We start from the raw sequence: 23,691 nt of genomic DNA on the forward strand, positions 1-23,691 counted from the left end.
TTATTTTTACACAGCTCTTTTGTTTAAGCAAAGTCCTCCCTGATTGACATCCGCAGTTTTTTGTGTTACTGCGCCTGCGCCTTTATGGCGCTGCCTTCGGCCGCGCGTATCTTTACTGTATACTTGAAGTATTGATCGAAATTAGGCGCGTTTGACAATACAATAGTTTTTGACATTATAGACTCTGAGGTTATCTAGAGGGTATAATGTCGCCTTTTCAGAATATTAAGCTACAGCTCCTTTCCAGGGCTTTCTTGCAGTCCTTCTATTTTGAACAAGATCGGGAATATTATATAAAAATTGAAGAGTTGGAAGAAATTATATTGCATTGTGAGCAATTATCATCAGATAAGACTGCTGGCGAAAGACTCAATTTCGCGGCAGAATGCTGTGCTAAATATGCTCAATGCGCCATTCATGCTGAGAGTGACGAAGAGTCATTTGCTATCAATCCTGAGCAAGCGCGAAACGTCGAAACACTTAATAATCATCTTGCGGCAAGGACGCAGAAATTCTCACCGCGTAGTGTCCACAAACGACTTTCCTTCTCGCAAATTGACTATCTCGAACACCTAAGACGTGCACTCTATGTTCGAGGTAGCTTGAATAAGAATGAAAAACGCGAAGACAGCAAACTTTATCGGATAATTGTCGGCTGTGATGAACCAAACAAAAAAACCGGTGAAGTTGATGCTGATCTGGATGGACTCGAGAGGGAAATATCCACCTTTGGCAATCAGGAGAGCGATGAGGAGGAAAAGGCTGCGTCTGTGGTAGGCGCTCCGATGCAACAGCCAGATATTCCATCGCCGTTGGTGCCCAAGCTGCCGCTCAAAGGTAAGGCGCGTACACCGGTGCAGGGGCAACGCCCTTCGAACAGCAGGCGGAGCGGAGACGACTTCGGGCTCTAGCCGTTCACTGTCGCGAGATCGGTCAACGACTGATCTCGCCGGCCCGGTCTCACCGTATCACGGCTTGTACATTCGACAACTCCTGTCAAATGCGAGGACGCTCACCTGCGACTGGCACTGGCGTTGCTGCGGGCGCGCGGGAAGTAGCTATAGAAGGTGTAGCGGCTGACGCCCAAGCGTTTGGCGATGGCAGCGACGGGGATGTCCCCGGCGGTAAGCATCGCGCGTCCGGCGGCGATATCGGCATCCGTGAGCTTCCTCGGCCGACCGCCCTTTCTGCCACGGGCCAGAGCGGCCTTCAGGCCTTCCATGGTGCGCTCGCGGTTGAGGTCGAGGAAGTACTCGGCCATGGCCCCATGCATCTGCAGGGCGAAGCGTCCGTGGGCAGTGGCGCTGTCGAACTGCTCGGTGAGTGAGCGGAAGTGCACGTCCTTCACCCGCAGCCCGTCGATGGTGCGCATCATCTCGATCAGCGAACGGCCGAGGCGATCGAGCTTCCACACGACGAGCACGTCTTCGGGCCGCAGATAGGCCAGCGCCGCCTCGAACTCGGGCCGCTTGGTCCCGGCCTTACCAGAGCGCTTCTCCTCGAACAGGCGCTCGCACCCAGCCTTTGTGAGCGCGTCACGCTGTAGGTCGAGGTTCTGGTCGAGGGTCGAGACGCGTGCATATCCGACGAGCATGTCAGGATAGTGCTCCAAAAGGGTTTATCTGTCAGAAGTTTTCCTACCACATTTTTCTACCACTGCAGAGGCGATTTTGGTCGCATTCTGTGACCTCCAGCGATAAATGGCCTCTTTCGCACGGCGCTATGTGGCACCGATGACCAGAGTGCTCCGCGCCGCTTCGACGATGTCATCCGTGATCACCTTGAGTTCGTTGATCTTGAGGATGCGTGCGATTTGCACGAACAGGCGCTGAAGCAGCCGGAAGTTGCCACCCGTGATCCGCGCGATCGAGGCAACCGCCTGCACGTCGGTGAAGTCCGCCTCGTCCAAGGCAAGCCCGAGCTGGCGCCAGTGGCGCGTCAGCACGAAGGTAAGCTCGTCGCCTCGCAAGGGGCGGTAGTGATGGGCGAACCCGACACGGCTGTAGAGCTGCGGATAACGCGACAGACGTTTCTCGATGCCCGGCATGCCGATCAAGATCACGCCGATGCCCGTCCGATCGAACACGTCGCGCACGTGCTCTAGGCCGGTGGTAGAGAGCCGCTCGGCCTCGTCGACGATCAGGAGTTCGGTCAGCCCGCTCTTAAAGCCTGTCGGCTTCGCTTCCCCGAACGACAGGTGTTCGCCGATGCAGGCATCCATCCTCACGATCAGAAAACCCACGTCGCCGCGCAGAAGCCGCAACGAGCAGGCGACCGCCGGGGTGTAGAGAACACTCCGGCTTCGGGCGAGCACGCCGTAGACCTTGGCGTCCGATGGCTGTCGTGGCCCCCAGGCATCCAGGAAGGGCTCGGCCACGTCCCAGTGCGCATAGCGACGCGCCGAAAGCGTCTTGCCGACGCCGGCCGCCCCATAGCAGAGGCCGATGTAGCGGTGCGTTCGCACAGCATCGGCGAACTCGACGAAGCGACGATGCTCCTTGGTGGTGATGAAGGCGCCGGATCGGGCGGTCATCCCTCGTCCTCCACTTCGTAGACGCGCAGCTTGGGCCGAGACGTGGAAGGGATCGAGGTGATCTGACGGGTGCGGGGGCTGGGATCGGGTAAGAAGTCCGAGATGCGGGTCACGCGCTCGTTGATCGCTCTGCGTAGAGTACGGCGGTGCAGACGGCGCGCCGCCTCGACATCCTTGAGGCTGAGGGCTTCGCCGGCATGCTCCTCGTTCACCGCCCGGCACAGGAAGCGCTCACGGTGGAAGACACGGATCTCCGACACGTCGCGTGGGTCGTAGCGGATCGTGACCGTCTCACCGACATAGGCCGCCAAGGTCGAAGCGACGTAACGCAGGCCCTGAAAGTGAATGCCGTCGCGGCGCACGCAGCGTGGCTTGGCGACCATCACCAGGAGGAGGTCGAGCGCCTCCAGGCTGTCGGGCAGGCGAGGCAGGAAGCCGTTCGCTCGCCAGGCATCGAGAGGCGTTTGCCCGATCTCGCCGTGCGTGCGCCGATGATACGTATCGCGGATGAAGGCGACGGTCGCTCGATCCAGATCCGCCAGCGACAAGGCAGGTGGGCTGACCGGCGCGCCCGCAACGAGGTGACCGGGCAGCTCGGGTAGGAGTTCGGTATTGATCGTTCCGAACAAGCGCTCGATCTTGCCTCGGCCCTGCGGTCGCGCGACGCCGGAATGAACGATCTGCATGTGCAGGCTCGCGGCGACCTGATCGAGATGCCGGCTCGTGAAGTCGCTTCCGTGGTCGACGTAGAGCACGTCCGGGATGCCGCAGACCGGCCAGGCTGCGTCGGCCTTCCGCCAGATGGCGTGACGAAGGGCAAGGCTGGTGTTGAGTGCCGAGGGCGCCCCTAGGAACAGCATGGTGCCGGCGACCGCTCGCGAGTGGTCGTCGATCACCGTCGTGAGCCAGGGCCGGACCGGCCGACCGCCCTCGTCGAGGACAAGGATGTCGAGCAGGGTGTGATCGGCCTGCCAGAGCGCGTTGGGCGCGCTGGCCCGATGCCGGTAGATCAGCTCGTAGCGCTCTCGAAAGACGGCGGGTCCGTCCAGGGCCAAGCTCACCATGGCCGGGTCGAGCCGGGCGAGGATGGCGCAGGTCGTGCTGTAGGAGGGGGCAGGCCACCCCTTCGCCTCGGCGACGGCCGCAACCCTGCGGTGGATGGCAGCGACCGAGGATCGCGGTCGCCTCAGCCCCATCCCCTCGATTAGGCTGACCAAGTCAGCGGGCAGGCGGCGACGGCCGACATCGCACCGGCTGGCACGAGCCAAGCCCATCAGCCCGTCGCGTCGAAATCGGGTCAGCCAACGCCGGACGGTTCGCAGCGGGACGTCGGCGTCCGCGGCGGCCCGGATCAGAGGCACGCCTTCCTCTAGGGTTGGTCGGAGCACGGCGAAGCGGGCCATGGCCTGCTGACGTTGAGGCTCGGTGAGTTCCGCGAGGGATGCTGCGGCGGTGTCGTTGCGCATGAGGCCGTTCCTGACCCGCAAGCTACAGGACGAGACCTGACGACGAGACCTGTCCGAAACCGACCGGTTTCGGCCATGCCGTATGTGATTGGCCGAAATATAGCCTTGCGGTGGTTTCGGCCACGGTCTAGTTTCGGCCACTGTTTTCGGCCGAATCTCGATCATGCCCCGCACCTTCGCCTACCTCCGTGTGTCGACTCTCGGACAGACCACCGACAATCAGCGGCAGGAGATCGCGGCCGCGGGCTTCCAGGTCGAGCAGCAGCGGGTGATCACCGAGACGGTGTCGGGCAGCGTCGCCACCGACCAGCGTAAGGGCTTCGTCCGCCTGCTCGACCGGCTCGAGCGGGACGACGTCCTCGTCGTGACCAAGCTCGACCGATTGGGCCGCAACGCCATGGACGTCGGCGGCACGATCAAGCGCCTCGACGCCCTCGGGGTGCGGGTGCACTGCCTCGCTCTCGGCGGCGTCGACCTGACCAGCTCGACCGGAAAGCTGACGATGGGCGTGATCAACGCGGTTGCCGAGTTCGAGCGCGACCTCTTGATCGAGCGCACCCAGGCGGGTCTCGCCCGGGCGCGCGCCGAGGGCAAGACGCTCGGCCGGCCGGCGAGCCTGACGCCGGAGCGGCGGCGCGAGGCCGAGCGGTTCCTGCGCGAGGGCCGGGGCGCCTCGGCCGTGGCGCGCGAGCTCAAGGTCAGCCGGACCACGATCCGGCGCGTGCAGGAGGGGCTGCGCGCACGCGAGACTCAGGAGCGATCTGGCTAAACGGCGACCGGATGGCCCGCTGATCGCTGCGATGACATACTGGCGTCGGCTGCAGCGGAGGATTCACGTCATGCGCGAGCCGAAGTTTGAGAGCGTGCGCGAGATGATGCTCGCGATGATGAGCACCACGCTCACGCAGATCGTCGCCACGAACGCGCGGGCGGACGAGTTGGTCCAGGCTGCCCACGAGAGTGCCGATCCCTCCCTCGCCGCAGCGATGCAGGATCACGGTCGCCGCTACCGCATCGAGGTCTTGGAGCTGCAAGGTCGGCTGGCGACGCTGAGCGGCGACTACACCCGACGCTTCCACGCGGAGATCTGAACCGTGCTGTCTTCTGATGAGGATGAGAACTCCAACCCGCCAGGATCCCAAACCTACCGGCGGCTTCGTGAGATCGCCGATCTGCTCGGCAAACCCGTAGGGGCGTTCCTCGGGTCGCAGCCTGACGAGGATATCGCGCTGCTCGAGCTGCTGCGCTTGTGGGGAACGATCACCGATCCCGTGGGTCGGCGGCGCGTTCTTGACCTCGCGCGCCAAGAGGCGAAGTGCAGCAACTACGAGGACGATAGCTGAACCCGGTCGGCGGCCATACCATAGCACCGGAGGACCGGTTCGATACTTGTCCCGACAGCCGTAATTTCGGGGGAATGATGAGGCTGCAGGAGCAGGCCGCCCGTGGAAAAGCCAGTGCTATGTACGGGCGTCTTGATCCTGCCTCGCGACCAATCCTCTGCAACGTTTAAGATGGCTTCCCGTTGTTGCGCGGGCTGCTACCGCGCAGCCTGACGTGCGGGGTTCGCCGATGACATCTTCGAAGCTTGATCGCACCCCGCCGAGCCGGGAGCAAACGAACGCTCTCATATGGACGGTAGGGCTGGCCACCGCTCTTCTCGGCGTCGTGGCCCTGCCGCGGCGTGGAGCCCGTACAAGCCCCGCCGAGCTCCCGCGGCGCGGAGACGATCAGGCTAAAGCGGCACGGAAGCCTTCCCCGTCTCACACCGGCACCGCGGCTCAGGAGGTGGCGCGCACGCAGGCCGACCGCGGCCGACGAGCATCGAAGCCGACCGAGATCCCCGTCAAGGGCTGGAAGGACATCGCTCTACGTACCTATCACGACATCGGCGAGAACCGGCTGTCGCTGATCGCGGCGGGCGTCACCTTCTTCACACTGCTGGCGATCTTCCCGGCGGTGGCGGCTCTCGTGTCCTGCTACGGGCTCATCGCCGACGCCGCGACCATCAACGAACAGCTCACCAGCCTTCAAGGCATCCTGCCCCAAGGGGCCATCGAGATCATCGGCGACCAGGTCAAGCGGCTCAACGAGAATGGCAACACCACCCTCGGCCTCAGCCTGATCATCGGTGTCGCCCTGTCGGTCTGGAGCGCCAACGGCGGCGTGAAGCACGTCTTCGACGCGCTCAACCTCGTCTACAATGAGCGCGAGAAGCGCAATTTCTTCGTGCTCAACCTCATCTCCCTCGCCTTCACGGCAGGCGCGCTGCTGTTCCTCGTTCTAGCGCTGGCGGCGATCGTGGTCCTGCCGATGGTGCTCGCGTATGTCGGCATCGGCAAGGAAGCATTGTGGCTGAACCTGCTTCGCTGGCCTGTGCTCCTGCTCGCCGTGCTCGGTGGCTTGGCGGTCCTCTACCGCTACGGGCCCAGCCGGGACGCGCCGCGCTGGCGCTGGGTGACGCCGGGGGGCGCCCTGGCGGCCGTGTTCTGGCTCGTCGCCTCGGCCCTGTTCTCCTGGTACGTCGCCCATTTCGGCAGCTACAACAAGACCTACGGCTCGCTCGGGGCGGCGATCGGCTTCATGACCTGGATCTGGCTCTCGACCATGATCGTGCTGGCCGGCGCCCAGGTGAACGCCGAGACGGAGCACCAGACCGCCGAGGACACCACCGTCGGCAAACCGCAACCCCTAGGCGCGCGCCGGGCTCGCATGGCCGACACGGTGGGCACCGCCCCAGAATAGAAGCATCTCGCCGATCCGGACGTGACTCGTTCTAGACACGCCTCACTTGGATGAGCGGTCCCGAAATTTTGGCCGACCGGCATCGAACTCGCCGGGATTGTTCGATCCCTCGGAGCGATCGCGCGTCGGGTGTCGAACTACCGGTAAGCGGTTCGTCTCGGTCTTGCGACGCTTGACGTGCGTGCCCGGTACGCCGAGACCGAATGACTTGGCCAAGGTGGAGCGCTGCTCGGCGTAGCTCGGAGCGACCATCGGGTAGTCCGCCGGCAGGCCGTAATGCTCCCGGTAGCTGCGCGGGTCGAGCCCGTGGCTGGTCAGGTGGCGCTTGAGCGTCTTGTAAGTCTTGCCGTCGATGAAGCTGACGATCCCGTCGTGCCGGACCGACTTGCGGATCTGAGTCGCGCTCGGCTTCTCGACACCCGTGGCTGGTTTCCTTGCAACTGCAGTGCCGCCAGAGGTCAACCCGCAAATCGCGCTGTGTACGCTCCCAAGTAGGTTCGGAAGCTCAGATGTGGATACGGAATTGTTAGAGACGTAAGCGGCCACGATACCGCTGGCGAGTTCGATCAAATTGGGGGCAGGCCCCATGGATTCTTCCGTCACTTTATTCCTGCCTCAATCCTATCTCTCTCTCGCGAACGTGCGGAGGGCGATCTGTACATTACTATCTACGCTATGAAGTCAAGATGCTAAACCGCGATAGACTTGTGATCATTTTACAAACCAATTAGCTTGTCCGCGCTGGCATCGCTAGGCAGTGCTCGCTACGTGAGCCTCATTCCCCCATGGAATGAGGCGGGATCGGCCGCGGGTTGCTGCGCCGATCGGCTTCGTCGATCTCCGGCCTCAGTCGATCGATGCGCTGATATGCCCGTTGGGGCAGCAGGCAGCTCTTGCGGTACCATAGTCGTTCGGCAACGACGCTGGTAGACTCCACGGATGTCTGGCTGTGAGGCCTCCCTTGCCTTCAGCGCGCTTTCAAATGCGGTCCACGTGTTGTTCGGACGGCCGAACACGTCGCGCGGAGTCTGGCGATCTCCTCGATCGTCCCGGAACTGCGGGTGCACAACTCGATAAGCAACGGCTCATAGGTGTAGCGGCGCGCAATCGAACTGTGGCGGAGGCGCAATCGAGGGCGTTTTCCGGCGCACGATCGGTGAGACTGGAGACGGTCTCCGACGCACATTCCGTGAGACTGGGCGCACGATCGGTGAGACCGACGCGAGATCATCCGAGCCGACGCACGCTGCGTGAGACGGATCAGGTCGGCAGGCCGGCGGCCCGCATCTCGTCCAGGAGTTCGGCGGCCCGGGCCGCTTCGAGTTCGCCGCGGAGGAGCCGTCGGACCTCGCCGGGCTTGGCGTCGAACTGCTCGGCCAGACTGCGAAGGTCGTAGCCGTTCCGCGTCAGCCGGGGCTCCAACTCGTCGAGCTGGCGCGATAGCACAGCATCGATCATGTCGGCATCGACCGGCTTGGCCCCGATCTCGAAGGCGGCTTCGAAGGCGCGCACGAGATGCTGCCCGATCTGGAGCGGCGTCTTCAGCTTGGCGGCGAGCAAGGTGGCGGCGCCGTCGGTCAGTACGTCGGCCTGCGCGATGCCATCCTGGAGCGAGGCCTTCATCACCCAGTCGATATAGTCGCGTTGCCGATCACGCAGCCCTCCGAACTCGAACACCGTCGTGCGGTCGCCGATTTCCTCCATCTTGGGACGCCGCAGGTCGTTCTTCAGCTTGGGATGGCCGATCAGCACGATCGAGAGCTGCCCTCCGCCCTCCGCCACCAGCTCGATGAGGCGCTTGAGCGCCGTCAGCGTCTTGGGGTGGAGGTCGTGCGCGTCGTCGATGAAGAGCGCCACGGGCTTCCTGGCGCGCCGGAACAGCTCCTGCAGGTCTCGCTCGCGGCGTTCCGACTGGCTGGAGATCGTCACCGTCTTTTCCGGCGACAGGTCATAGAACAAGGCAGCCAGCAGGAGCGGCACGGTGATCTTGGCCTTGTCGACCGACAGCGAGCGCGACACGATCACCCGGCCTTCTCGCTCGAGGTCGGCACGCAGGCGGCGCGACAGCAGTGTCTTGCCCGAGCCGATGACGGCCGTGACAGCGATCAGGCGACCACCCGCGATGGCGGCGCGGATATCGCGGGCGACCTGGGTATGGTGCTCTGTCTCGAAGAAGCCGACGTCGGTCGGCGGTCGCAACAGGTCGTAGAAGCGCATCACTTCGGTGAGCATCAGCCGACGCCTCCCCTCTGCCCGGGCGGGAAGCGCTCTCGGACGGCGGCCAGGACCTCGGGACGGGCCAAGGTCCGCGCCAGCAAGGCGTCGATGAAGGCGCGATCCTCAGCCGGGAGGGTGGCGAGGGGCAGCCTGATGGCCTCGGCGATGGCGCGCCGGGCGACGAGCAGATTGGCGAAGCTCAGCTGTCCGAATGGGTCGGGATCGCGGAAGGGACGCACCGGGACGGACAGAGGCGGTCGCGCCTCGGCCATGACGACGTCGGCCTCGCCCGACAGCGCCGCACGCGGCAGCGCGAGCCGGCGCGCCAGGTCCTCGACCCGCTCGGCCTTGACCTCACGCCTGGATTTGCGGTGCTTGCGATAGCGATGCAGCGGGATCGGGCCTCCGACCGGAAGAAAGGGGCCGGACCGCCGATCCTCGCATTCCACCCAGAGTTCCTGGTCGAAGAGGCCCCACCACACCACGACCGTCTCGCCGGCGAACTCGGGATCGATCTCGTAGGTCACGCCGGCGATCGTCATCCGGCAGTCGAGCGCCACGACCCGTCGTTCCGGTTCCCGGGCAAAGGCGCAGAACCGATCCCAGCCGCACATCTCCCGCAGACCGTCGTCGGGCAGGTGCGCCAGCCAGTCCTCGATACGGCTGTGCGGTTCGATGCGATGATCGCCACGGTTGTAGCTGTCGATGAAGCGCGCCAGCCACCGATTGGCCTCCGCCTCCGTCTCGGGCCGGTGGAAGTGGTACAGGGTCTCGTGGGCCTCCTTCACGGTGCGGAAGGGCCGCTCGACCTTGCCCTTGGAGCGTGCCGTGGTGCGCCGACCATCCGACCCGGCCGGCCTGTGCGTCGTCACCGCGACACCCAAGCTCTCCATCACGCGTCCGAACACAGCCGACTTCGCGACCGGGCCGTTGTCGAGGTAGAGAGCCGCCGGAATGCCGCCGAACGGGCTCCCGTTCTCGTCGGTCTCCTTGCGGGCCATGGCGTTGAACAGGAAGCGCAGCGCGCTCTCGACGTCCTCGCCGTAGACGCACCGATATTCCTGGTAGGCGACGCCGGAGCGGTCGTCGACGACGCTGAACAGCATCAGCATGGGCGCGCCCGAGCGGTCATGATCGAGCCAGGGCGGAACTTCGATCTGCTTGAGATCCGAGGGGCTCATGTCGAAGTGCCAGAGCGCGTTGGCTTGCGCGGCCTGGAAGCGGACGGCGGGCGGCTCGCGGACCATGCGGGCATGATCGTAGCCGAGACGCCGCAGGTGTCGGTTGAGGGTGGATGCGGTCAGGCGGCCTGGTGCCAGCTTCATGAAGCCATCGGGCGTGTCGACCCCGTGCTCGACAAGCAGGCCGAGGATACGCACCGTCGACAGGTGGCGGCCCTTGCGGTTCGTGGTGCGGACCTTCATGGCCGCGACGATCTCGCACCAGCGTTCGATCTCGGAGGCCGACATCGACCTCGGCCGCCCCTGGTCGGCGCGGTGAGCGGCATGGGGGCGACGTCCGCCACGCAGCAGGCGGTACAAGGTCGCCCGGCTGACGGCATAAAGCGCGGCGGTCGACCGGATCAGGGTGGTCCGTTCCGGATGACGGGCGGGGAGTGCGGCAAGCCGCTGCCGGAGGGTCACCAGGGCCTCGGTCGGCACGGCGCCCCCGGCCGGCATCACGCCAGACCGGTCTGGCTGGATGGTGAAGGTGCGCTCGGCTTCGCACCCTTGCGGATCGTGGCCGCGCCGTCCAGCAGCACCTGCCCGGCCGCCTTGGGTGTGCCGTCGCCGTTCACATAGGCGTAGAGTGTCGTGGTGGTGACGCCGAGGCGTTTGGCGACGTCCGCCGCGACAGCCTTCGGGTCGGCCATGGCGGCCATGGCCATGGTCAGCGTTGCATGGTCCATCTTGCGTGGCCGCCCGCCCATGCGCCCACGGGCCCGGGCCGCGGCGAGCCCCGCCGTCGTGCGCTCGGTGATGAGCGCCCGCTCGAACTCGGCGAAGGCCGCGAAGATGCCGAAGGCGAGACGGCCGTTGGCGGTGGTGGTGTCGATCTGCGCTCCGGCCCCGGCCAGAACCTTGAGGCCGACGCCACGAAGGCGGAGGTCCTCGGCCGTGGTGACGAGATGCCGAAGGTCGCGGCCAAGACGATCGAGCTTCCACAACACCAGGGTGTTACCCGGCTGAAGGGCTTTCAGGCAGGCCAGCAAGCCGGGGCGGGCATCATGCCGGCCGGAGGCGAGATCCTGGTAGATGCGTTCATCGGCGACGCCGGCGGCGAGAAGCGCGTCGCGTTGCGGAGCGAGCGTCTGGCTGCCGTCGCTCTTCGAGACCCGGACGTAGCCGATCAGCATGAGCTCCCCGAGGCCGCCAGGAAAGATACTGTCCATCCTGCAATCTCGCGCTCATTTCCGCAACGAGTTTTCTGACGCTCCCCGAGCTTTGTTCAGCGGCACCCGAGCCTCACAAGAAAACCGGCCGTTTTCCTTGTCGTCGTGGTGCGTGAGGCGCTACGGCCAGGGGCCGGATGAACGGCGCCTGGTCCGGAAAAGAGATCGCCCATGTTCGCCATTCTCCGACAAGCCGGCGGCCGGCGGTATGAGGTGGACTTCGAAGACGATCCCGTCCTGCTCGATGTCGCCATGAGCGCGACCACGATCCAGATCACGATGACCGCAACCGAGGATCGCGATCCCGAGAAGAACCGCTTCGTGACCGTCACGGTCCCACGTGAGGCGTTGATCGCCGCCCTGGCGGCTGCCGGCAGCACGGCCAAGTCAGGCAACAGGAAGGGACCTACACGCGTCGGATAACAGGCTCATCTTGCCTGCCGACCTGATCCGTCTCACGCAGCGTGCGTCGGCTCGGATGATCTCGCGTCGGTCTCACCGATCGTGCGCCCAGTCTCACGGAATGTGCGTCGGAGACCGTCTCCAGTCTCACCGATCGTGCGCCGGAAAACGCCCTCGATTGCGCCTCCGCCACAGTTCGATTGCGCGCCGCTACAGGTATAGGCGGCGCGCAGCGCGAACTCGCGACGGTTGTACTCGACCACGATGCCCTGCGTGTAGCCCGGCAGGTTAGCGGGGAAATCGTAGGCCGCAGACTCCCAAAGCGACCAGTTCATGAAGTCGACGCGCGGATCGTGGGCGTAGATGTTGCCGTCGAAGAAGTCGCCCAGCGCGAATTTGCCCGCCACCACGGTGATCCGCTCGATATCCCGTGTGGTCGCGACCTGGTTCGGCCCGTCCGGCACGGTCTCGGTCTCGCCGCCGAGCCCGAAGGTCTGACGCACGAAGTAGCGCTGCGAGCGCAGCTTCGGGGACGACGAGCCGGCCTTCTGCGCCTCGCCGTTGGGAAAGCCGGCCACGCCGAGCGTGCGGCTCAGACCGAAGCCTTGGTCGAACTCAGGATTGTAATACAGCTCGGTGCTGTCGGTCAGCTTGAACCCGAGGAAGGCGGTGGCGGTGAGCGTGCCGCGCGCCTGATGCGGCACGAGGCTGTTGTCGCCGCGGTAAGGCGAATGGAAGCCCGTCACCCCCTGGTCGATGAACGTCGTCTGGCCGTGCAGCGAGAAGCGGCCGGTGTCGCCGTTGTCCGGATCGTGGGGGGCGAGCTCGTCGGGTTCGGGAGGTAGTCGCAGTCCTCCGGGAACCCAGAGGAGCCGCGCCATCACCTGGTTCGAGGTGAACGAGGCCTGGGTCGAGAACGCCCTGCCGTCCGGACCCATAACGCTGCCGAGACCGAAGCGAGCACTCCGGCCGTAATCGGCATAGCGATAGTCGATGCCCAGGGCGAGGTTCTCAGCGATCGCGAACTGCACGCCGGCCCCGAGTGTGAAGCCGAGATAGGAGTGGTCACGCCTTGCGATCCCGGCGAAGCCGGTATCCAGGTCGGGAAACGTGGAGCGGAAGCGTGTCTCGGCGCCCGCGAGGCCGAAGGTGGCGTAAACCAGGTTGCGTTCGAACGCGTAGCCGATACGGGCGCGGGCAGCGCCGAACAGATCTGCCTGAGCGCGGATGATACTGAAGGAGGCGTCGCCGTTCTCGAAGCCGAACCCCGGCACGGTCGACGACACGGGCCGCTTCAGGTTTGCGCCGTAGAGGTCCGCCTCCAGGCCGTAGACGTACGGACCGGTCTGCCAGTTGTAGCCGCCGACGACACCGCCCAGCACCGTCGTGGCATTGCGTCCCTGATCGCTGCGGCCAGTGCTATCCCCGCTTCGAAACGCCGGCACGGAGCGACGCTCGACCGAGCCCGCGTCGAAGTTGAAGCTGCCGTAGGCGTCTCCGGCGCTGCCCTCGACGCCCAGATACCCGCCGGACCAATCTGCGACGGTCGAGCGATCCGACGATGAACCTCTCCAGTCGGCGGCCCGCGCTTGGTCCAAGCATAGGATCGCGATGGCGCCACCCAGAAGCGGTAAAAGCTTCTCGGTCGGCGATAGGATCCGAGTTTGCAGAGATCTCATGGTATAGCCTCGATTTCTTAATGTATAAATTTCATCTTTTTATGCATCTACGATAAAACGAATGTTTGATGAAATCTCGGATCCATTCGGGGGCTTGGATCACGCGATAAGTTCATGACGGAGCATGGCAAAACCCACGTCACCCAGACCGGCGACGGCGAGGCGGATCAACAGAGCCGTCCCGAAACGGCGCGAGCGCATGATCCGCAGCAGGATCGAGAGGACGTGCAGTGCGCGCTCGTGGATACGCACCAGCACCGGACGCTCGGCTGGCCGCGCGATCGAGCGTCGCTCCGTCCCCGGCCCTGCGCTGGACGGTAGCGCGAGCGGCCGGCGGTCGAGCGCGACCTGCAAGCCCATTCGGCTCAGCCGATGCGCGACCTGAGTCCCGGTCAGGGCGCCGCGCCGCCCGATCAGGCCGGCGCGGTAGGCCTGCATCGTCAGCCCGAACGCCGATCGACCGAGGCCTGAGAGCAGCCTCGCGAGGTTGGGATGCCGAACCATGATGATCTCCCTGTGTCGTTCGATGCTTAGATGTGCAGCACGATCGCGCGCTGGCTCCGAAGCCCGTTCGGGTGATCTCGACCCGGCGGCCCGTCCGCACTGTCGAGGATCGTCTGAGCCGGCACGTCACGTTCGGGCACCTCGTAGACGGCGAGCCGTGCCCGAAGGGCGCATCGCACGAGATCCAGAGTGTGCGGGCCGCCGGGGAAGGCCGTCACCAGATCGGGTCGGGCGTCCTCCAGCATGAAGCGGTTGCGCACCGCCTCCGCCGTCTTGCCGTAGCGAACCCAGTTCGGCGGGTAGCGCACCACGTGCACGCCGGCCCGCCGCGCCCAGTCCTCGGCCGCCGCGCAGACGCCGCCCAGACCGCCGTGGATCAGGACCGTGACCCGGCAGTGGCGGTGCAGCTTCGCCAACTCGAAGCTCACGAGATCCCGGTATTCCAGATGACCGCTACCCCCAACGACAAGCCGCATGGTCGCCTCCCGCTCAAGCTGCCGGCCGGAGGCTCGACGCCTCCTGAACCGGATCCTCGCCGTCGCCGCCCGGACCGCCGGCCGAGACGGTCTCATCCTCGCCGCCGAGCACCGCCTCGTGCCGCCGTTCGAGCAGGGGGGCGCACAGGGCGGCGACGTGCGAGTGCACCCGGCGCAGATCGCGCAGAGTCCGCAGGAACAGCGCATTCGCCTCCGCCATCGCGGCCGGATCGGCGTCGTGCGGCGCATCGCGCAGGCGCTCGACGTGCCGGTCGATGGCCGCGCACTCCAGCGCGCGCAGGAGACCCTTGCGCAGGGCCACCGTCCGCGCAACATCGAGGTCGTCGCGCAGGAACGCGGCGAGCGCGAGCTGCAGGCTGGTGAGCGCCTCAGCGTGGAGCCGTTCGATGTCGGCGAGTTCCTCGACCGAGAACGGCTCGCCGGTCCGCTTCAGCCGCCGGCTGGCGAACGCGACGAGGTTGTTGGCGATGATGTCGCCGACGTGCTCAAGGTTGAGCACGAAGGTCAGAATCTCCTGGGCTCGCGCCTGTGCATCCGCCGAGACGGTGCCGACCTCCTCGCCGCCGAGGTCAGCCAGGTAACGCCGGATCGCGAGCCCGATCCGGTCGATGGTCGCGTCCCGCCGCCCGGCCGCGCCGGCCAGGGTCCGATCTCCGGTGCGGAACGCCTGAAGGGCATCGCGAAGGGCTGCGCCGGCCAGATCCGCCATGTGCAGGGCTTCGAGGGCGGCGTTCGCGAGGGCCAGGCTCGGGGTCGCCAGGGCGGTGAGGTCGAGGTGGTGCGACAGCTCCGCGATCGGCGCGTCTTGCCGTGAACTCTCGGGCACGATCGGCGCGGGCAAGAGACGCTTGGTGAGGCGGCCAAGCGCGGCCGTCCAGGGCAGTACGAGGATGGCGAGCGCGAGGTTGAGCGCGAGATGGAACGCCACGGCTCCGCGCGCAGGATCAGCGACGCCAAACTCGGCGAGGCCCGCGGTGATCGGGTCGAGGAGCGGCAGCGCGGCGGCGCAGCCGGCCGCTCGCACGAGCAGGTTACCCAGGGGAAGCCGGCGCGCTGCCGGCGCACCGGCCGCTTCGAGATAGGGCGGCAGTGCCGCGCCGAGGTTGGCGCCGAGCACGAGGGCGAGGGCACCCTCGAGGGTGATCACGCCGGCGGCCCCGAGCGAGACGATGAACAGGATCGCCGCCACGCTCGAATGAGCCGCCCAGGCGAGCACCGCCGCCGCCAGCACGGCCAGGAACGGCTCGGTCGCGAGCGCCCCCACGAGGCTGCGCAGGACCGGCGCGGCCTCGACGGCGGTGAGGCACTGCCCAAGCAACGCGAGCGCCGTCAGCATCAAGCCGAGGCCGATCAGCGCCCGACCGAGATTGCGCGGCTTGGACCGATCCGCGCGCATGCGGAACAACAGGAACCCGAACAGGATCAGGACGGGGGCAGCCGCGGCCACGTCAAAGGACAGCATCTGCACGATCAGTGCCGTGCCGACGTTGGCGCCGAGCATGAGGGCGAGGCCGGCCGAGAGGTCGAGGGCGCCGCTCGCGGCGAAGGCGGTCGCCATGAGCGCGGTGGCGGTGCTGCTCTGGAGCACCGCCGTGACGAGCAGACCCGCGAGGCAGGCGCGTGCTCGGCCCTTGAGCCCGCGCCCGATCAGGTCGTGCAGCTCCGGCCCGAATCCGCGGGCGAGGCCGGTCGTGACCATGTGCGTGCCCCACAGGAGCAGCGCGACGGCGCCGGCAATGTGCAGGAGGGTGAGCGTGCCGGTCATGGCGCCCGTCCGCATCGACTCGAGGCCGCAGTGAAGTCGCCCAGGGCGTCGCTCAGGATCCGGTCCGCGAGGGCAGCCGAACCCTGCGAGTCGGCCGTCAGCAGATCCGGCCGGCGATCGTGCAGGCACGCGAGGATCGCCGCGCGCCGCCACACAGCCGGGTCGCGCAGGCTGAGGTGGAGCGCGGCCAGGTCCGACCCGAGCCGTCGGAGCAGGCCGGCTCGGACGGCGGCCGGGATGAAGCGCCGCTGCACCGGTCTAGCCCTCGCCGCCGAGGGCGAGGCCGACGATGCGCACCAGGACGAGGCCGCCAGCGACGACGAGGTAGGCGCGCAGCACCACCATCCACACGCGCGCCGGCAGCGACAGCTTGGCGGGCGGGAGCTGATCCAGCGGCGGCATCCGCCAGCGCTCGCGCGGCACGGTTGCCAGGTCGCCGGCCGCGGGATCGACGGCCAACCCATCGGCGCGCGTGCGCCGACGCAGGAGCGCGAGCGCGCCCGCGGTGACCAGCGCGACGAGGCTGCCGCCGACGAGCACGCCGACGATGACGGTCTCGTTCGTGGCGTCCGGGAACAGGACGGACGCGGTCAGGATCAGCGAGAGCATCACAAGCACGGAGATCACCGCGCCGGTGAACAGGTTCATCGCGCGCCCGTTCACCCACGGCCCGAGCACGGCGCTGTCGTTGCACAGCAGGAGCAGGAACACGCTGGCGCTGGGCAGGAGCACGCCGGCCAGCGTCTGCACGGCGTTGGTGAGCAGGCCGAGCGGCGTGCCGGGCGTCAGCACCAACCCTGCGGCCAGTGCAATCAGTCCGGCGTAGACCAGGAAGAAGCCCTTGGCCTCGCCGGGCTTGCGATGCAGCGAGTGCCGCAGGGCGAGGACGTCGCCGATGGCGTAGGCGGTAGCCAGCGACACGGCGGCCGCGCCGATGATGCTGGCGTCGATGAGCGCGAGCGCGAACAGCACCGCCGGCACCGGGCCGACATACCGCTCCAGCCCCGCCGCGACCCCACCCGCGTCGCCGAAATTGCCGAACTCGGGCCTTCCGGCGAAGGTCGCGGCGCAGAAGGCCATCATCGCTACCGCGCCGACGATGACGAGCACGATGCCGAGGCAGAGATCGGCCTTCTCGTAGCGCATGAAGCGCGGCGTGATCCGCTTGTCGATGACGTAGCTCTGCTGGAAGAACAGCTGCCAGGGCGCCACCGTGGTGCCGACGATGGCGATGATCAGCAGCATCACCTCCGAGAGCTTGGCGCCCGCGGGGAGCCGCGGCACGAGGAAGTCCCGGGCGATCTGGCCCACCGGCGGGTGCACGATCAGCACCACGGGCATGAGCAGGAGGCTGCCGGCGACGAGCGCCAGCGCGAAGCGTTCGAAGCGGCGGAAGTCGCCGGTGCTCGCGGCCGCGATCACGAGGATTGCAGCTCCGAGCACGCCCCAGAGCTTTGGCACACCGAGATAGTCGAGGCCGAGGCTGATGCCGATGAACTCGGTGACGAGCGTCAGGGCGTTGAGGAGGAACAGGTCGATGACGCTGAACGCGCCCCAGAACCGGCCGAACCGCTCCAGGATGAGGCGGGCGTGCCCGACGCCCGTGACCGCGCCGAGGCGCAGCACCATCTCCTGGTTGACGAACAGGACCGGGATCAGCAGCGCCAGCGTCCACAGCAGCGCCGTGCCGTAGTTCTGGCCGGCCTGGGTGTAGGTGCCGAAGGCGCCGGCATCGTTGTCGCCGACCATGACGATGAGCCCGGGACCGAGGATCGCCAGGAGCGTCTTGAGGTGCGCCCCCCAGCCGAGCCGGGGGGCGTGATCGCCCTCGGCGATGGTGCCGAGCGCGCCGCGAATGTCGCCGCGATGGGCCTCGTCCAAGACGGCCGTGGCGGGAAGGCTGGACGCGTCGAGCGCCGAGGTGTGAGAGATCATAGGTGTCGTCCGACGCCGAGGATCAGGTGAAATCGTCGGCGGTGCGAACGCCGCCCGCTTCAGAGCTGCCCTTGGGCAGCTTCTCGGCGATGCCGAAGCGCTCGGCGCGCCGGTGCATCTCGGCCCAGATCTCGTCCGGGGCGATGCCGCACTCGCGCCAGAGCACGACGAGGTGGTAGAGCAGATCGGCGCTCTCGCGCACGGTGGCGCGAGCGTGCTGGCGCGACGCCTCGAGTGCGACCTCGCCCGCCTCCTCGATCAGCTTCTGCGCCATGCGCTTGGCGCCGGCCGCGAGCAGTCGCGCGGTGCGTGGGTTGGTCTGCGGGGAGACCAGATCGAGCGCGGCGTAGAGCCTGGCGATCTCATCGGGCCCTGTCGCGCGGGCACCCTCGAGCTCGCCGGGACAGGACGGGGCAAGCCGGCCTCCCGGGCCGGCATCGCCATCCGCCGCCGCAAAGGACGGCACGCCGCGACGCGGCGGCAGGGGATCGCGGACGAGAGAAACCATGCCTGATGACTCCGAGCTTGGGTCGCGTGCGACCGGCTGGACTCGGGCAGGGCATTCCGGTGCGGTTCAGGCCGCTCGCGAGGAGAGGTTGTCGCGCCAGGTGACGCCGTGCTCGCGATCCGAGCCGGGGCGGGTGTGGTAGATCCGTCGGTCGCGCGCGCGACTAGGAGGCTCCACGGTGGATGAAGATCGGCCTGTCATGGTGCTTTCACGGCGCGGAGCCGCCGATACCTGAGCGGGTATCGGCGGCTTGTCGGATCAGCGGGGTGCGAGTTGCCAGGCGCAGACGAGACGATCCGCTTCGTCGCGTCGCCAGACGGCGACGACGTGATCGGCCGCCCACTTGGCCGGTGCCAACGTGTCACCGGTGACGGGACGCGTCGATGTGGGAGCGGCCGGGCTGGCGCCGCTGCGCCGCTGAGGGAAGAGCCCGGACCGCAGCGCGTAGGGCAGCGCGGGCGCGAGGGCGTGGACGAAAGCCATGGTCACCTCCTGTTCGTCGGGTGGTTGCGGATGCGACCCGAGAGGAGGTTGGAGCGCCAGCTGACGGAGCTGGCGAGACGAGGTCTTGCCGGCTCAGACCGTCAGATGATGGCGCCCCGCTCCGCGCGGGTCGACCATCCCCCGCCGGCGCGAGCCCGCACCGGACGGTGCGCGGCCTTCACCGATGGAGGACGAGGGTCTAGATCGAGGGTTCATCGGTCCCGAGGCGTTGACATCGGACCCGGCGCGCGGCCGGATACCTGACCGGGTATGGTGACGGGGCTGACGGCTGTCAAGCCGAGTTCTTTAGAAAAGTTCTAAAATTGAAAGGTTGGACGAGTTCGATGGCGAGACGGGATGACGGCGTCGACGCGGGAGCACAGGCTCGGAGTGACACGCACGTACTGCGGGACAAGCGCGGGCTGGTGAACCGGGTGCGGCGCCTGCGCGGTCAGGTCGACGCCATCGAGCGCGCCTTGCAGGGCGAGTCGAGCTGCTCCGATCTTCTGCAGCGCATCACCGCCGCGCGGGGTGCGATCAATGGTCTGATGGCCGAGGTTCTGGAGGAGCATGTCCGCGAGTATCTGATCCCGCAGGCCGACTTGCCCGAGGGGACGCGCGAGGACGCCGGCGAGGAACTGATCGAGATTATTCACTCATATTTGACTTAGATCACGTTAATAATATGTATAGATTTTTTTATTAGATCTAAATAAATAAATTATAGTAATAATCTTTTCAAGATATGTAAAACTATGATTCTTAGTCTTGGTGTGTTGAGCCCGAGCCGATCGCTTGATTCGTTCGATACCGGTTACGCCTGCCGAGTGCACTGTCCGGCAGCCTCTAGCTCGGCCGCCATCTGCAGGGTTTCCCACGGGCGCTGCTCGGCCAGACGAAGTAGTAGCGTCATGGTCTTGGTCACGCAGGAGAACGCAGCAAGCGCTCACATCCGTTGTTGATGATCTCGACCGTGCCGGGATGATCGAGGACGACCAAGAGCTGGTTGCGGGCGTAACCGATTTTAGCCTGCAAATCACGCGTCAGGTCGCAACGGCTCGATGCAAACAGGATCTCGGGCAGTCGCCGCTCGAGCGACCGGCGCTTGGGAGGCCAGATTTGCAGATTTGTGTAAATTTTTCTTGACGTAGTTCGATCAAGCTTCAAAGTACGCGTTGCAGAAAGCTGGAGTGACTCGGGTGCAAATCATCGCGGTGGCCGCGCGCAAAGGCGGCGTCGGCAAGACGACCCTTGTCACCCATCTCTCGGTAGCTTCGTGGCAGGCCGGCTTGAGGACAAAAGTGATTGATCTAGACCCGCAGACCACAGCGTCTGAATGGGCGGACGCCCGAGGTGATGACGCTCCCGACGTGATCTCAGCTCAAAGCAATCGCCTATCAAAGATTCTGGAGGCAATTCGCGAGGACACAGACATCGTCTATCTCGACACGCCGCCAGCAGCCGGCGACGCCGGTGCAGCGGCAATCGAGGCGGCCAACCTCGTCCTTATCCCTTGCCGCATCCAGGCTGCCGACCTTGCGGCTGTCTTGCGGTCCTACGACAGCGCGAGAGGTCAGGACCGGCGTGCGGTTGTCGTATTCAACGATGAGAGCCCGCAGCGAAGAAAATCGATCGTGGACGAGACAAACACCGTACTGGCCATGAAGGGGATTGAGACGGCGCCGGTGGTGATCCATTCGCGGATCGCCTACGGCGAGAGCCAGGATCAAGGCCGAACCGTTTTAGAAACGGATCCCAACAGCGTGGCGGCCGACGAGATGCGCCAGCTTTACACCTGGGTCACAAAGCAGTTAAATCAGAAAGGTGCAAAGGCGGAAAAATCCGCTTCGAAAAAGTGATAGCTTATGGCACGCATTTCCGGGGATGATTTCGCAAAACGACTGGAAGCGAAGACCAGACCCGTTGAGCCCCAGCGCATCGATCCGCCTGCTCATCGGCCAGATCGCACTGCGGCTCTTTCCAGAAAGGAGCAGTTAAGCCGTCAGGGCCTGTCGTTCACTGGCTATTACGTGAACGAAAAGGCGCGCGAACAGCTACGCGACCTCGCCTATCGGACCCGCCGAGACAAGCAGGATCTATTCAGAGAGGCGATGAATCTCCTATTCGAAAAATACGATATGGACGCCGTTTCCTACGACTAATCGGGGACCCGGACGCCAAGGTGCTTTTGCGCAACGCAAGATTTGTAGATTTGCAAAAATTTGGAAAGGCATAACTTTGCAAAAAGATTAATACCAATTTGTGCCGCCGGATAGCGGCTCGCCGTTTTGCCTTTCTGCCTCCTTCGCCGCGGTCCGGTCGCCCTACATCGAGGCGAATGCATCGTGGACTGCCTTCAGGGCTGGCGGCCCAGGAAAGGCTGCGGACTTCTCCGGAGCCGCTTAAGCCAGCGCGGCGCACGGCAGTGCGGTTCCAAGACACAGACCAACGAGGAAGGTCGCGAGTCGCCACGAACCTCCAGCAGCAGCGCTCAACAATCTGGCTCCGCTGCCGTTCGCCTACGCCAACACCTTACGTCGGCTTAAATCGATGACGGCCGCGGAGACGCCAACGTTGACTTAAGCGTGGCGTCCGGCCGACATGCGCAATCCGGCTGACGCGCCTCGCGCGAGTCGCTGGCACCATAAGGAGACCACGCCGCCGCAAGTCGACCCCTGAAAAGGCAACGGGCCCCCGGTCGCCAAACCGAGAGCCCGTCAAAATCGAAAAAGTGGCCGCGAGGGCCCTCAACCATCCCTCACAAGCCATGAGACGCCCCTGGGCGTCAAGCGGGAATGATAATTCCCGCGATGATGAGGCTTTGCCTTGTGGACCGGACGCCATCGCGGTGGCCCGGAACGACCTGTTGCGGCCCGATGAGGGTCGAGAGACGTGTTTGCAGACGAAATCCGCCGCGCCATCGAGGCTGCGAGCCGAATCACCCTGCCCCAGGTCACAGCGCTGCTCTGGCGCGCCTATGGGGAAGGAAAGGTCACGGAAGCCGAGGCCGAAGCGCTGTCAGGGCTAATCGAGACGCGCACAGACGCGCCTGCAGCTCGCCGTCTACCGGCAGATTTGCGACTCAGTCCCGAGGCTGAATTCCCACCCACGACCCAGGATCGTGCAGGATCACCCAGGAGGGCCGTCGGCTCGCGCCCGCGCACGGACGCTTCGCTGGAGCGCCGTCGCCGCTGGGCTGCCTCGGGGCGGCTCCCGCCGGGGCTCGCGGCCCGGTTCACGCTGGCCGAGCAGGCGGTCCTCGCCCTCGTGGCGGCCGAGACCGTACGGCGGAAGGACTGCCGGCTGTCGATCGAGAACATGGCCGCGGTGGCCGGCGTGTGCCGCTCGACCGTGAAGAACGCGATCCGTGAGGCATGCCGGCTCGGACTGCTGACCGTCGAGGAGCGGGCGATCACCGGCTTCCGCAACGACACCAACATCGTCCGCGTTATCTCGGCCGAGTGGCTGGCGTGGCTGCGGCTGGCGCGGCGCGGCGACACCCTCCCGAACCGGAGAGGTCAGGCGGCTCCCGTCTTCTCTCAAGGGGGAGGGGTCAAAAGCGTGACCAGCACGGATACTCAAGTTCTAGACCTGTCAGAATCGAGGAAAACAGAACCGTCGCAATGCTGCCGGAGGGCAGCGGGCGACCTCGACCGGAGCGCGCGCGCAGGAATCCGCGCGGATCGTGGCGGGGCCAGAGCCATGCGGTGATCGCATGCGACAGGGCCGCGACGTCCGTCCTGCCGAACGCACCGTCCGACCGAGCGAGCCCGGGTGGCTCAGGATGGCGCTCAGGACCCGAACGCTTCCGTCGTGCCGGAAACATCACCTTCCGCGCGGGTCGGAGATTCTGAACCGAATACGGTGGAGAGCCGTGAGGCGGCGCCCGCCGGTTGCGCCTCACGGCGTTGATAACAGTTATCCATCCATGCCAGAATGCTCGGAGGAGGAGCCGTCATGCCCAGCAGCGCCGATCTCGGTCCCCGGCTCGAACGGTACGTGACCAGCCTGGTGACGACCGGACGCTACAACTCGCGCAGCGAAGTGCTGCGCGAGGGCGTGCGCTTGGTCGAGGAACGGGAAAAGCGCCTCGTCGCGCTCGATGCCGCGATCGCCCGCGGCTTGGCCGACGCCGACGAGGGGCGGGTCACGCCGGCCGAGCGAGTCGCTGAGCGCCTGACGGCCAAGTATCGGGCCCGGGCGGAAGCCGGGGAGGCATGATCGTCGTCTTTACCGAAGAGGCGGAGGTCGATCTTGAGCACATCGCGAACTACATCGCCGAGGCGAATCCCCGCCGTGCGGTGAGCTTCGTCGACGAGCTGGTCGACTGCTGCCAGCGGCTGGCCGAGGCCCCGCAAGGATACCCGCTGGTCCCGCGCTACCGGCACAGCGGCGTGCGCCGCCGCTCCTATGGCCGATACCTGGTGTTCTATCGGGTCGGCGCGGACCGCATCGATATCCTGCACGTCCTCCACGGGGCCCAGGATTACGAGGCGATCCTGTTCCCGGGTGATTGAGCGGCGCCTTCGCACCCGGCCGGTATGGCTGAGCCGCCCCGGTCTCCC

26 protein-coding genes and 2 pseudogenes are annotated in these 23,691 nt (G+C 65.8%); 12 read left to right on the forward strand and 16 right to left on the reverse strand.

The genetic code is table 11. The features are described 5' to 3' along the window. Positions 1–206 precede the first annotated feature (206 nt). Complete coding sequence (locus PQI07_RS36850; RefSeq protein WP_274929351.1) at positions 207–911, forward strand: hypothetical protein; 705 nt, start codon at positions 207–209, stop codon at positions 909–911. A 101-nt stretch (positions 912–1,012) separates the two neighbouring features. Here the strand turns inward: PQI07_RS36850 and PQI07_RS36855 are convergent, their stop codons facing one another. The 3 genes from PQI07_RS36855 to PQI07_RS36865 form a co-directional block, all read right to left on the reverse strand. Continuing rightward, positions 1,013–1,594, reverse strand: a complete 582-nt coding sequence (locus PQI07_RS36855; RefSeq protein WP_274929352.1) for a recombinase family protein — start codon at positions 1,592–1,594, stop codon at positions 1,013–1,015. A gap of 126 nt (positions 1,595–1,720) precedes the next feature. Then, the gene (locus PQI07_RS36860) at positions 1,721–2,533 is read right to left on the reverse strand and encodes an AAA family ATPase (RefSeq protein ID WP_053608594.1); all 813 of its coding nucleotides are present in this window, start codon (positions 2,531–2,533) and stop codon (positions 1,721–1,723) included. Next, complete coding sequence (locus PQI07_RS36865) at positions 2,530–4,164, reverse strand: TnsB C-terminal domain-containing protein (RefSeq protein WP_274929353.1); 1,635 nt, start codon at positions 4,162–4,164, stop codon at positions 2,530–2,532. The genes PQI07_RS36860 and PQI07_RS36865 overlap by 4 nt, the downstream gene beginning before the upstream one ends. On the opposite strand from PQI07_RS36865, the gene PQI07_RS36870 reads away from it, so the two are divergent. The 4 genes from PQI07_RS36870 to PQI07_RS36885 all read left to right on the forward strand — a co-directional run bounded on the left by PQI07_RS36870 (position 4,163) and on the right by PQI07_RS36885 (position 6,744). Next, on the forward strand, positions 4,163–4,768 hold the full coding sequence (locus PQI07_RS36870; RefSeq protein WP_144765834.1) for a recombinase family protein: 606 nt from the start codon (positions 4,163–4,165) through the stop codon (positions 4,766–4,768). The two genes, PQI07_RS36865 and PQI07_RS36870, sit on opposite strands and share 2 nt — an antisense overlap. A gap of 70 nt (positions 4,769–4,838) precedes the next feature. Beyond that, on the forward strand, positions 4,839–5,090 hold the full coding sequence (locus tag PQI07_RS36875; protein WP_144765836.1) for a hypothetical protein: 252 nt from the start codon (positions 4,839–4,841) through the stop codon (positions 5,088–5,090). 3 nt (positions 5,091–5,093) lie between these two features. Next, entirely contained in the window at positions 5,094–5,342 is a 249-nt protein-coding gene (locus tag PQI07_RS36880) for a hypothetical protein (protein WP_144765838.1), read from the forward strand. A gap of 229 nt (positions 5,343–5,571) precedes the next feature. Beyond that, positions 5,572–6,744 carry a YihY/virulence factor BrkB family protein gene (locus PQI07_RS36885; protein ID WP_144765841.1) on the forward strand — a complete coding sequence of 391 codons (1,173 nt, stop codon included), beginning with the start codon at positions 5,572–5,574 and terminating at the stop codon, positions 6,742–6,744. A 42-nt stretch (positions 6,745–6,786) separates the two neighbouring features. On the opposite strand, the gene PQI07_RS36890 is transcribed toward PQI07_RS36885, so the two are convergent. From PQI07_RS36890 to PQI07_RS36905, 4 genes are all read right to left on the reverse strand, one after another. After that, positions 6,787–7,332 carry a Ros/MucR family transcriptional regulator gene (locus tag PQI07_RS36890; RefSeq protein WP_446721023.1) on the reverse strand — a complete coding sequence of 182 codons (546 nt, stop codon included), beginning with the start codon at positions 7,330–7,332 and terminating at the stop codon, positions 6,787–6,789. 672 nt (positions 7,333–8,004) lie between these two features. Beyond that, on the reverse strand, positions 8,005–8,976 hold the full coding sequence (locus tag PQI07_RS36895; protein WP_127993251.1) for an ExeA family protein: 972 nt from the start codon (positions 8,974–8,976) through the stop codon (positions 8,005–8,007). After that, positions 8,976–10,622, reverse strand: a complete 1,647-nt coding sequence (locus PQI07_RS36900; protein ID WP_164891434.1) for a DDE-type integrase/transposase/recombinase — start codon at positions 10,620–10,622, stop codon at positions 8,976–8,978. Before PQI07_RS36900 ends, PQI07_RS36895 begins: the two co-directional genes overlap by 1 nt. 17 nt (positions 10,623–10,639) lie before the next feature. Then, a complete protein-coding gene (locus PQI07_RS36905) occupies positions 10,640–11,317 on the reverse strand; it encodes a recombinase family protein (RefSeq protein ID WP_053609013.1) in 678 nt (225 codons plus the stop codon). Between the two features lie 207 nt (positions 11,318–11,524). On the opposite strand from PQI07_RS36905, the gene PQI07_RS36910 reads away from it, so the two are divergent. Beyond that, a complete protein-coding gene (locus PQI07_RS36910; RefSeq protein ID WP_053609012.1) occupies positions 11,525–11,776 on the forward strand; it encodes a hypothetical protein in 252 nt (83 codons plus the stop codon). Positions 11,777–11,895: 119 nt separating this feature from the next. On the opposite strand, the pseudogene PQI07_RS36915 reads toward PQI07_RS36910, so the two are convergent. From PQI07_RS36915 to PQI07_RS36950, 8 genes and pseudogenes are all read right to left on the reverse strand, one after another. Then, positions 11,896–13,434, reverse strand: a pseudogene (locus PQI07_RS36915) (outer membrane protein); the annotation flags it as partial. A gap of 99 nt (positions 13,435–13,533) precedes the next feature. Next, the gene (locus PQI07_RS36920; RefSeq protein ID WP_043075315.1) at positions 13,534–13,938 is read right to left on the reverse strand and encodes a hypothetical protein; all 405 of its coding nucleotides are present in this window, start codon (positions 13,936–13,938) and stop codon (positions 13,534–13,536) included. Positions 13,939–13,964: 26 nt separating this feature from the next. Beyond that, positions 13,965–14,414 (reverse strand): SLOG family protein, encoded by a 450-nt coding sequence (locus PQI07_RS36925; RefSeq protein ID WP_230368545.1) that lies wholly within the window; start codon positions 14,412–14,414, stop codon positions 13,965–13,967. A gap of 13 nt (positions 14,415–14,427) precedes the next feature. After that, complete coding sequence (locus PQI07_RS36930; protein ID WP_043075320.1) at positions 14,428–16,200, reverse strand: Na/Pi cotransporter family protein; 1,773 nt, start codon at positions 16,198–16,200, stop codon at positions 14,428–14,430. Then, the gene (locus PQI07_RS36935; RefSeq protein WP_043075316.1) at positions 16,197–16,454 is read right to left on the reverse strand and encodes a hypothetical protein; all 258 of its coding nucleotides are present in this window, start codon (positions 16,452–16,454) and stop codon (positions 16,197–16,199) included. The genes PQI07_RS36930 and PQI07_RS36935 overlap by 4 nt, the downstream gene beginning before the upstream one ends. Positions 16,455–16,458: 4 nt before the next feature. Next, on the reverse strand, positions 16,459–18,135 hold the full coding sequence (locus tag PQI07_RS36940) for an NRAMP family divalent metal transporter (protein WP_127993400.1): 1,677 nt from the start codon (positions 18,133–18,135) through the stop codon (positions 16,459–16,461). A 22-nt stretch (positions 18,136–18,157) separates the two neighbouring features. Continuing rightward, complete coding sequence (hisE, locus tag PQI07_RS36945; protein ID WP_127993401.1) at positions 18,158–18,643, reverse strand: phosphoribosyl-ATP diphosphatase; 486 nt, start codon at positions 18,641–18,643, stop codon at positions 18,158–18,160. A 258-nt stretch (positions 18,644–18,901) separates the two neighbouring features. After that, positions 18,902–19,126, reverse strand: a complete 225-nt coding sequence (locus PQI07_RS36950; RefSeq protein WP_043075366.1) for a hypothetical protein — start codon at positions 19,124–19,126, stop codon at positions 18,902–18,904. Between the two features lie 344 nt (positions 19,127–19,470). Between PQI07_RS36950 and PQI07_RS36955 the strand changes: the two genes are divergently transcribed. After that, positions 19,471–19,797: a metal/formaldehyde-sensitive transcriptional repressor gene (locus tag PQI07_RS36955; RefSeq protein WP_043075367.1), complete on the forward strand. Its 327-nt coding sequence runs from the start codon at positions 19,471–19,473 to the stop codon at positions 19,795–19,797. A gap of 262 nt (positions 19,798–20,059) precedes the next feature. Here PQI07_RS36955 and PQI07_RS36960 read toward each other — a convergent pair. Next, a pseudogene (locus tag PQI07_RS36960) lies at positions 20,060–20,233 on the reverse strand (IS66 family transposase); the annotation flags it as partial. Between the two features lie 92 nt (positions 20,234–20,325). Here PQI07_RS36960 and PQI07_RS36965 point away from each other — a divergent pair. The 5 genes from PQI07_RS36965 (at position 20,326) to PQI07_RS36985 (ending at position 23,643) form a co-directional block, all read left to right on the forward strand. Further along, positions 20,326–20,985, forward strand: coding sequence for a ParA family protein (locus PQI07_RS36965; protein WP_043075369.1), 660 nt, complete (start codon positions 20,326–20,328; stop codon positions 20,983–20,985). A 6-nt stretch (positions 20,986–20,991) separates the two neighbouring features. Further along, positions 20,992–21,288: a ribbon-helix-helix domain-containing protein gene (locus tag PQI07_RS36970; protein WP_127993403.1), complete on the forward strand. Its 297-nt coding sequence runs from the start codon at positions 20,992–20,994 to the stop codon at positions 21,286–21,288. 730 nt (positions 21,289–22,018) lie between these two features. Further along, positions 22,019–22,837 (forward strand): helix-turn-helix domain-containing protein, encoded by an 819-nt coding sequence (locus tag PQI07_RS36975; RefSeq protein WP_043075362.1) that lies wholly within the window; start codon positions 22,019–22,021, stop codon positions 22,835–22,837. A gap of 246 nt (positions 22,838–23,083) precedes the next feature. Next, the gene (locus PQI07_RS36980; protein ID WP_043075363.1) at positions 23,084–23,347 is read left to right on the forward strand and encodes a type II toxin-antitoxin system ParD family antitoxin; all 264 of its coding nucleotides are present in this window, start codon (positions 23,084–23,086) and stop codon (positions 23,345–23,347) included. Further along, positions 23,344–23,643 carry a type II toxin-antitoxin system RelE/ParE family toxin gene (locus PQI07_RS36985; RefSeq protein ID WP_043075364.1) on the forward strand — a complete coding sequence of 100 codons (300 nt, stop codon included), beginning with the start codon at positions 23,344–23,346 and terminating at the stop codon, positions 23,641–23,643. The genes PQI07_RS36980 and PQI07_RS36985 overlap by 4 nt, the downstream gene beginning before the upstream one ends. Positions 23,644–23,691 lie beyond the last annotated feature (48 nt).

The organism is Methylobacterium sp. 092160098-2, from assembly GCF_028920805.1.
Lineage (GTDB): Bacteria > Pseudomonadota > Alphaproteobacteria > Rhizobiales > Beijerinckiaceae > Methylobacterium > Methylobacterium fujisawaense.

What these genes read in the sequence shown, in the direction of transcription:
- PQI07_RS36905 (WP_053609013.1), bottom strand. Translation starts at nt 11,317, where the DNA reads ATGCTGATCGGCTACGTCCGGGTCTCGAAGAGCGACGGCAGCCAGACG.
- PQI07_RS36940 (WP_127993400.1), bottom strand. Translation starts at nt 18,135, where the DNA reads ATGATCTCTCACACCTCGGCGCTCGACGCGTCCAGCCTTCCCGCCACG.
- hisE (WP_127993401.1), bottom strand. Translation starts at nt 18,643, where the DNA reads ATGGTTTCTCTCGTCCGCGATCCCCTGCCGCCGCGTCGCGGCGTGCCG.
- PQI07_RS36955 (WP_043075367.1), top strand. Translation starts at nt 19,471, where the DNA reads ATGGCGAGACGGGATGACGGCGTCGACGCGGGAGCACAGGCTCGGAGT.
- PQI07_RS36980 (WP_043075363.1), top strand. Translation starts at nt 23,084, where the DNA reads ATGCCCAGCAGCGCCGATCTCGGTCCCCGGCTCGAACGGTACGTGACC.
- PQI07_RS36985 (WP_043075364.1), top strand. Translation starts at nt 23,344, where the DNA reads ATGATCGTCGTCTTTACCGAAGAGGCGGAGGTCGATCTTGAGCACATC.
- PQI07_RS36850 (WP_274929351.1), top strand. Translation starts at nt 207, where the DNA reads ATGTCGCCTTTTCAGAATATTAAGCTACAGCTCCTTTCCAGGGCTTTC.
- PQI07_RS36860 (WP_053608594.1), bottom strand. Translation starts at nt 2,533, where the DNA reads ATGACCGCCCGATCCGGCGCCTTCATCACCACCAAGGAGCATCGTCGC.
- PQI07_RS36855 (WP_274929352.1), bottom strand. Translation starts at nt 1,594, where the DNA reads ATGCTCGTCGGATATGCACGCGTCTCGACCCTCGACCAGAACCTCGAC.
- PQI07_RS36890 (WP_446721023.1), bottom strand. Translation starts at nt 7,332, where the DNA reads ATGGGGCCTGCCCCCAATTTGATCGAACTCGCCAGCGGTATCGTGGCC.
- PQI07_RS36910 (WP_053609012.1), top strand. Translation starts at nt 11,525, where the DNA reads ATGTTCGCCATTCTCCGACAAGCCGGCGGCCGGCGGTATGAGGTGGAC.
- PQI07_RS36970 (WP_127993403.1), top strand. Translation starts at nt 20,992, where the DNA reads ATGGCACGCATTTCCGGGGATGATTTCGCAAAACGACTGGAAGCGAAG.
- PQI07_RS36930 (WP_043075320.1), bottom strand. Translation starts at nt 16,200, where the DNA reads ATGACCGGCACGCTCACCCTCCTGCACATTGCCGGCGCCGTCGCGCTG.
- PQI07_RS36950 (WP_043075366.1), bottom strand. Translation starts at nt 19,126, where the DNA reads ATGGCTTTCGTCCACGCCCTCGCGCCCGCGCTGCCCTACGCGCTGCGG.
- PQI07_RS36925 (WP_230368545.1), bottom strand. Translation starts at nt 14,414, where the DNA reads ATGCGGCTTGTCGTTGGGGGTAGCGGTCATCTGGAATACCGGGATCTC.
- PQI07_RS36920 (WP_043075315.1), bottom strand. Translation starts at nt 13,938, where the DNA reads ATGGTTCGGCATCCCAACCTCGCGAGGCTGCTCTCAGGCCTCGGTCGA.
- PQI07_RS36870 (WP_144765834.1), top strand. Translation starts at nt 4,163, where the DNA reads ATGCCCCGCACCTTCGCCTACCTCCGTGTGTCGACTCTCGGACAGACC.
- PQI07_RS36895 (WP_127993251.1), bottom strand. Translation starts at nt 8,976, where the DNA reads ATGCTCACCGAAGTGATGCGCTTCTACGACCTGTTGCGACCGCCGACC.
- PQI07_RS36875 (WP_144765836.1), top strand. Translation starts at nt 4,839, where the DNA reads ATGCGCGAGCCGAAGTTTGAGAGCGTGCGCGAGATGATGCTCGCGATG.
- PQI07_RS36865 (WP_274929353.1), bottom strand. Translation starts at nt 4,164, where the DNA reads ATGATCGAGATTCGGCCGAAAACAGTGGCCGAAACTAGACCGTGGCCG.
- PQI07_RS36885 (WP_144765841.1), top strand. Translation starts at nt 5,572, where the DNA reads ATGACATCTTCGAAGCTTGATCGCACCCCGCCGAGCCGGGAGCAAACG.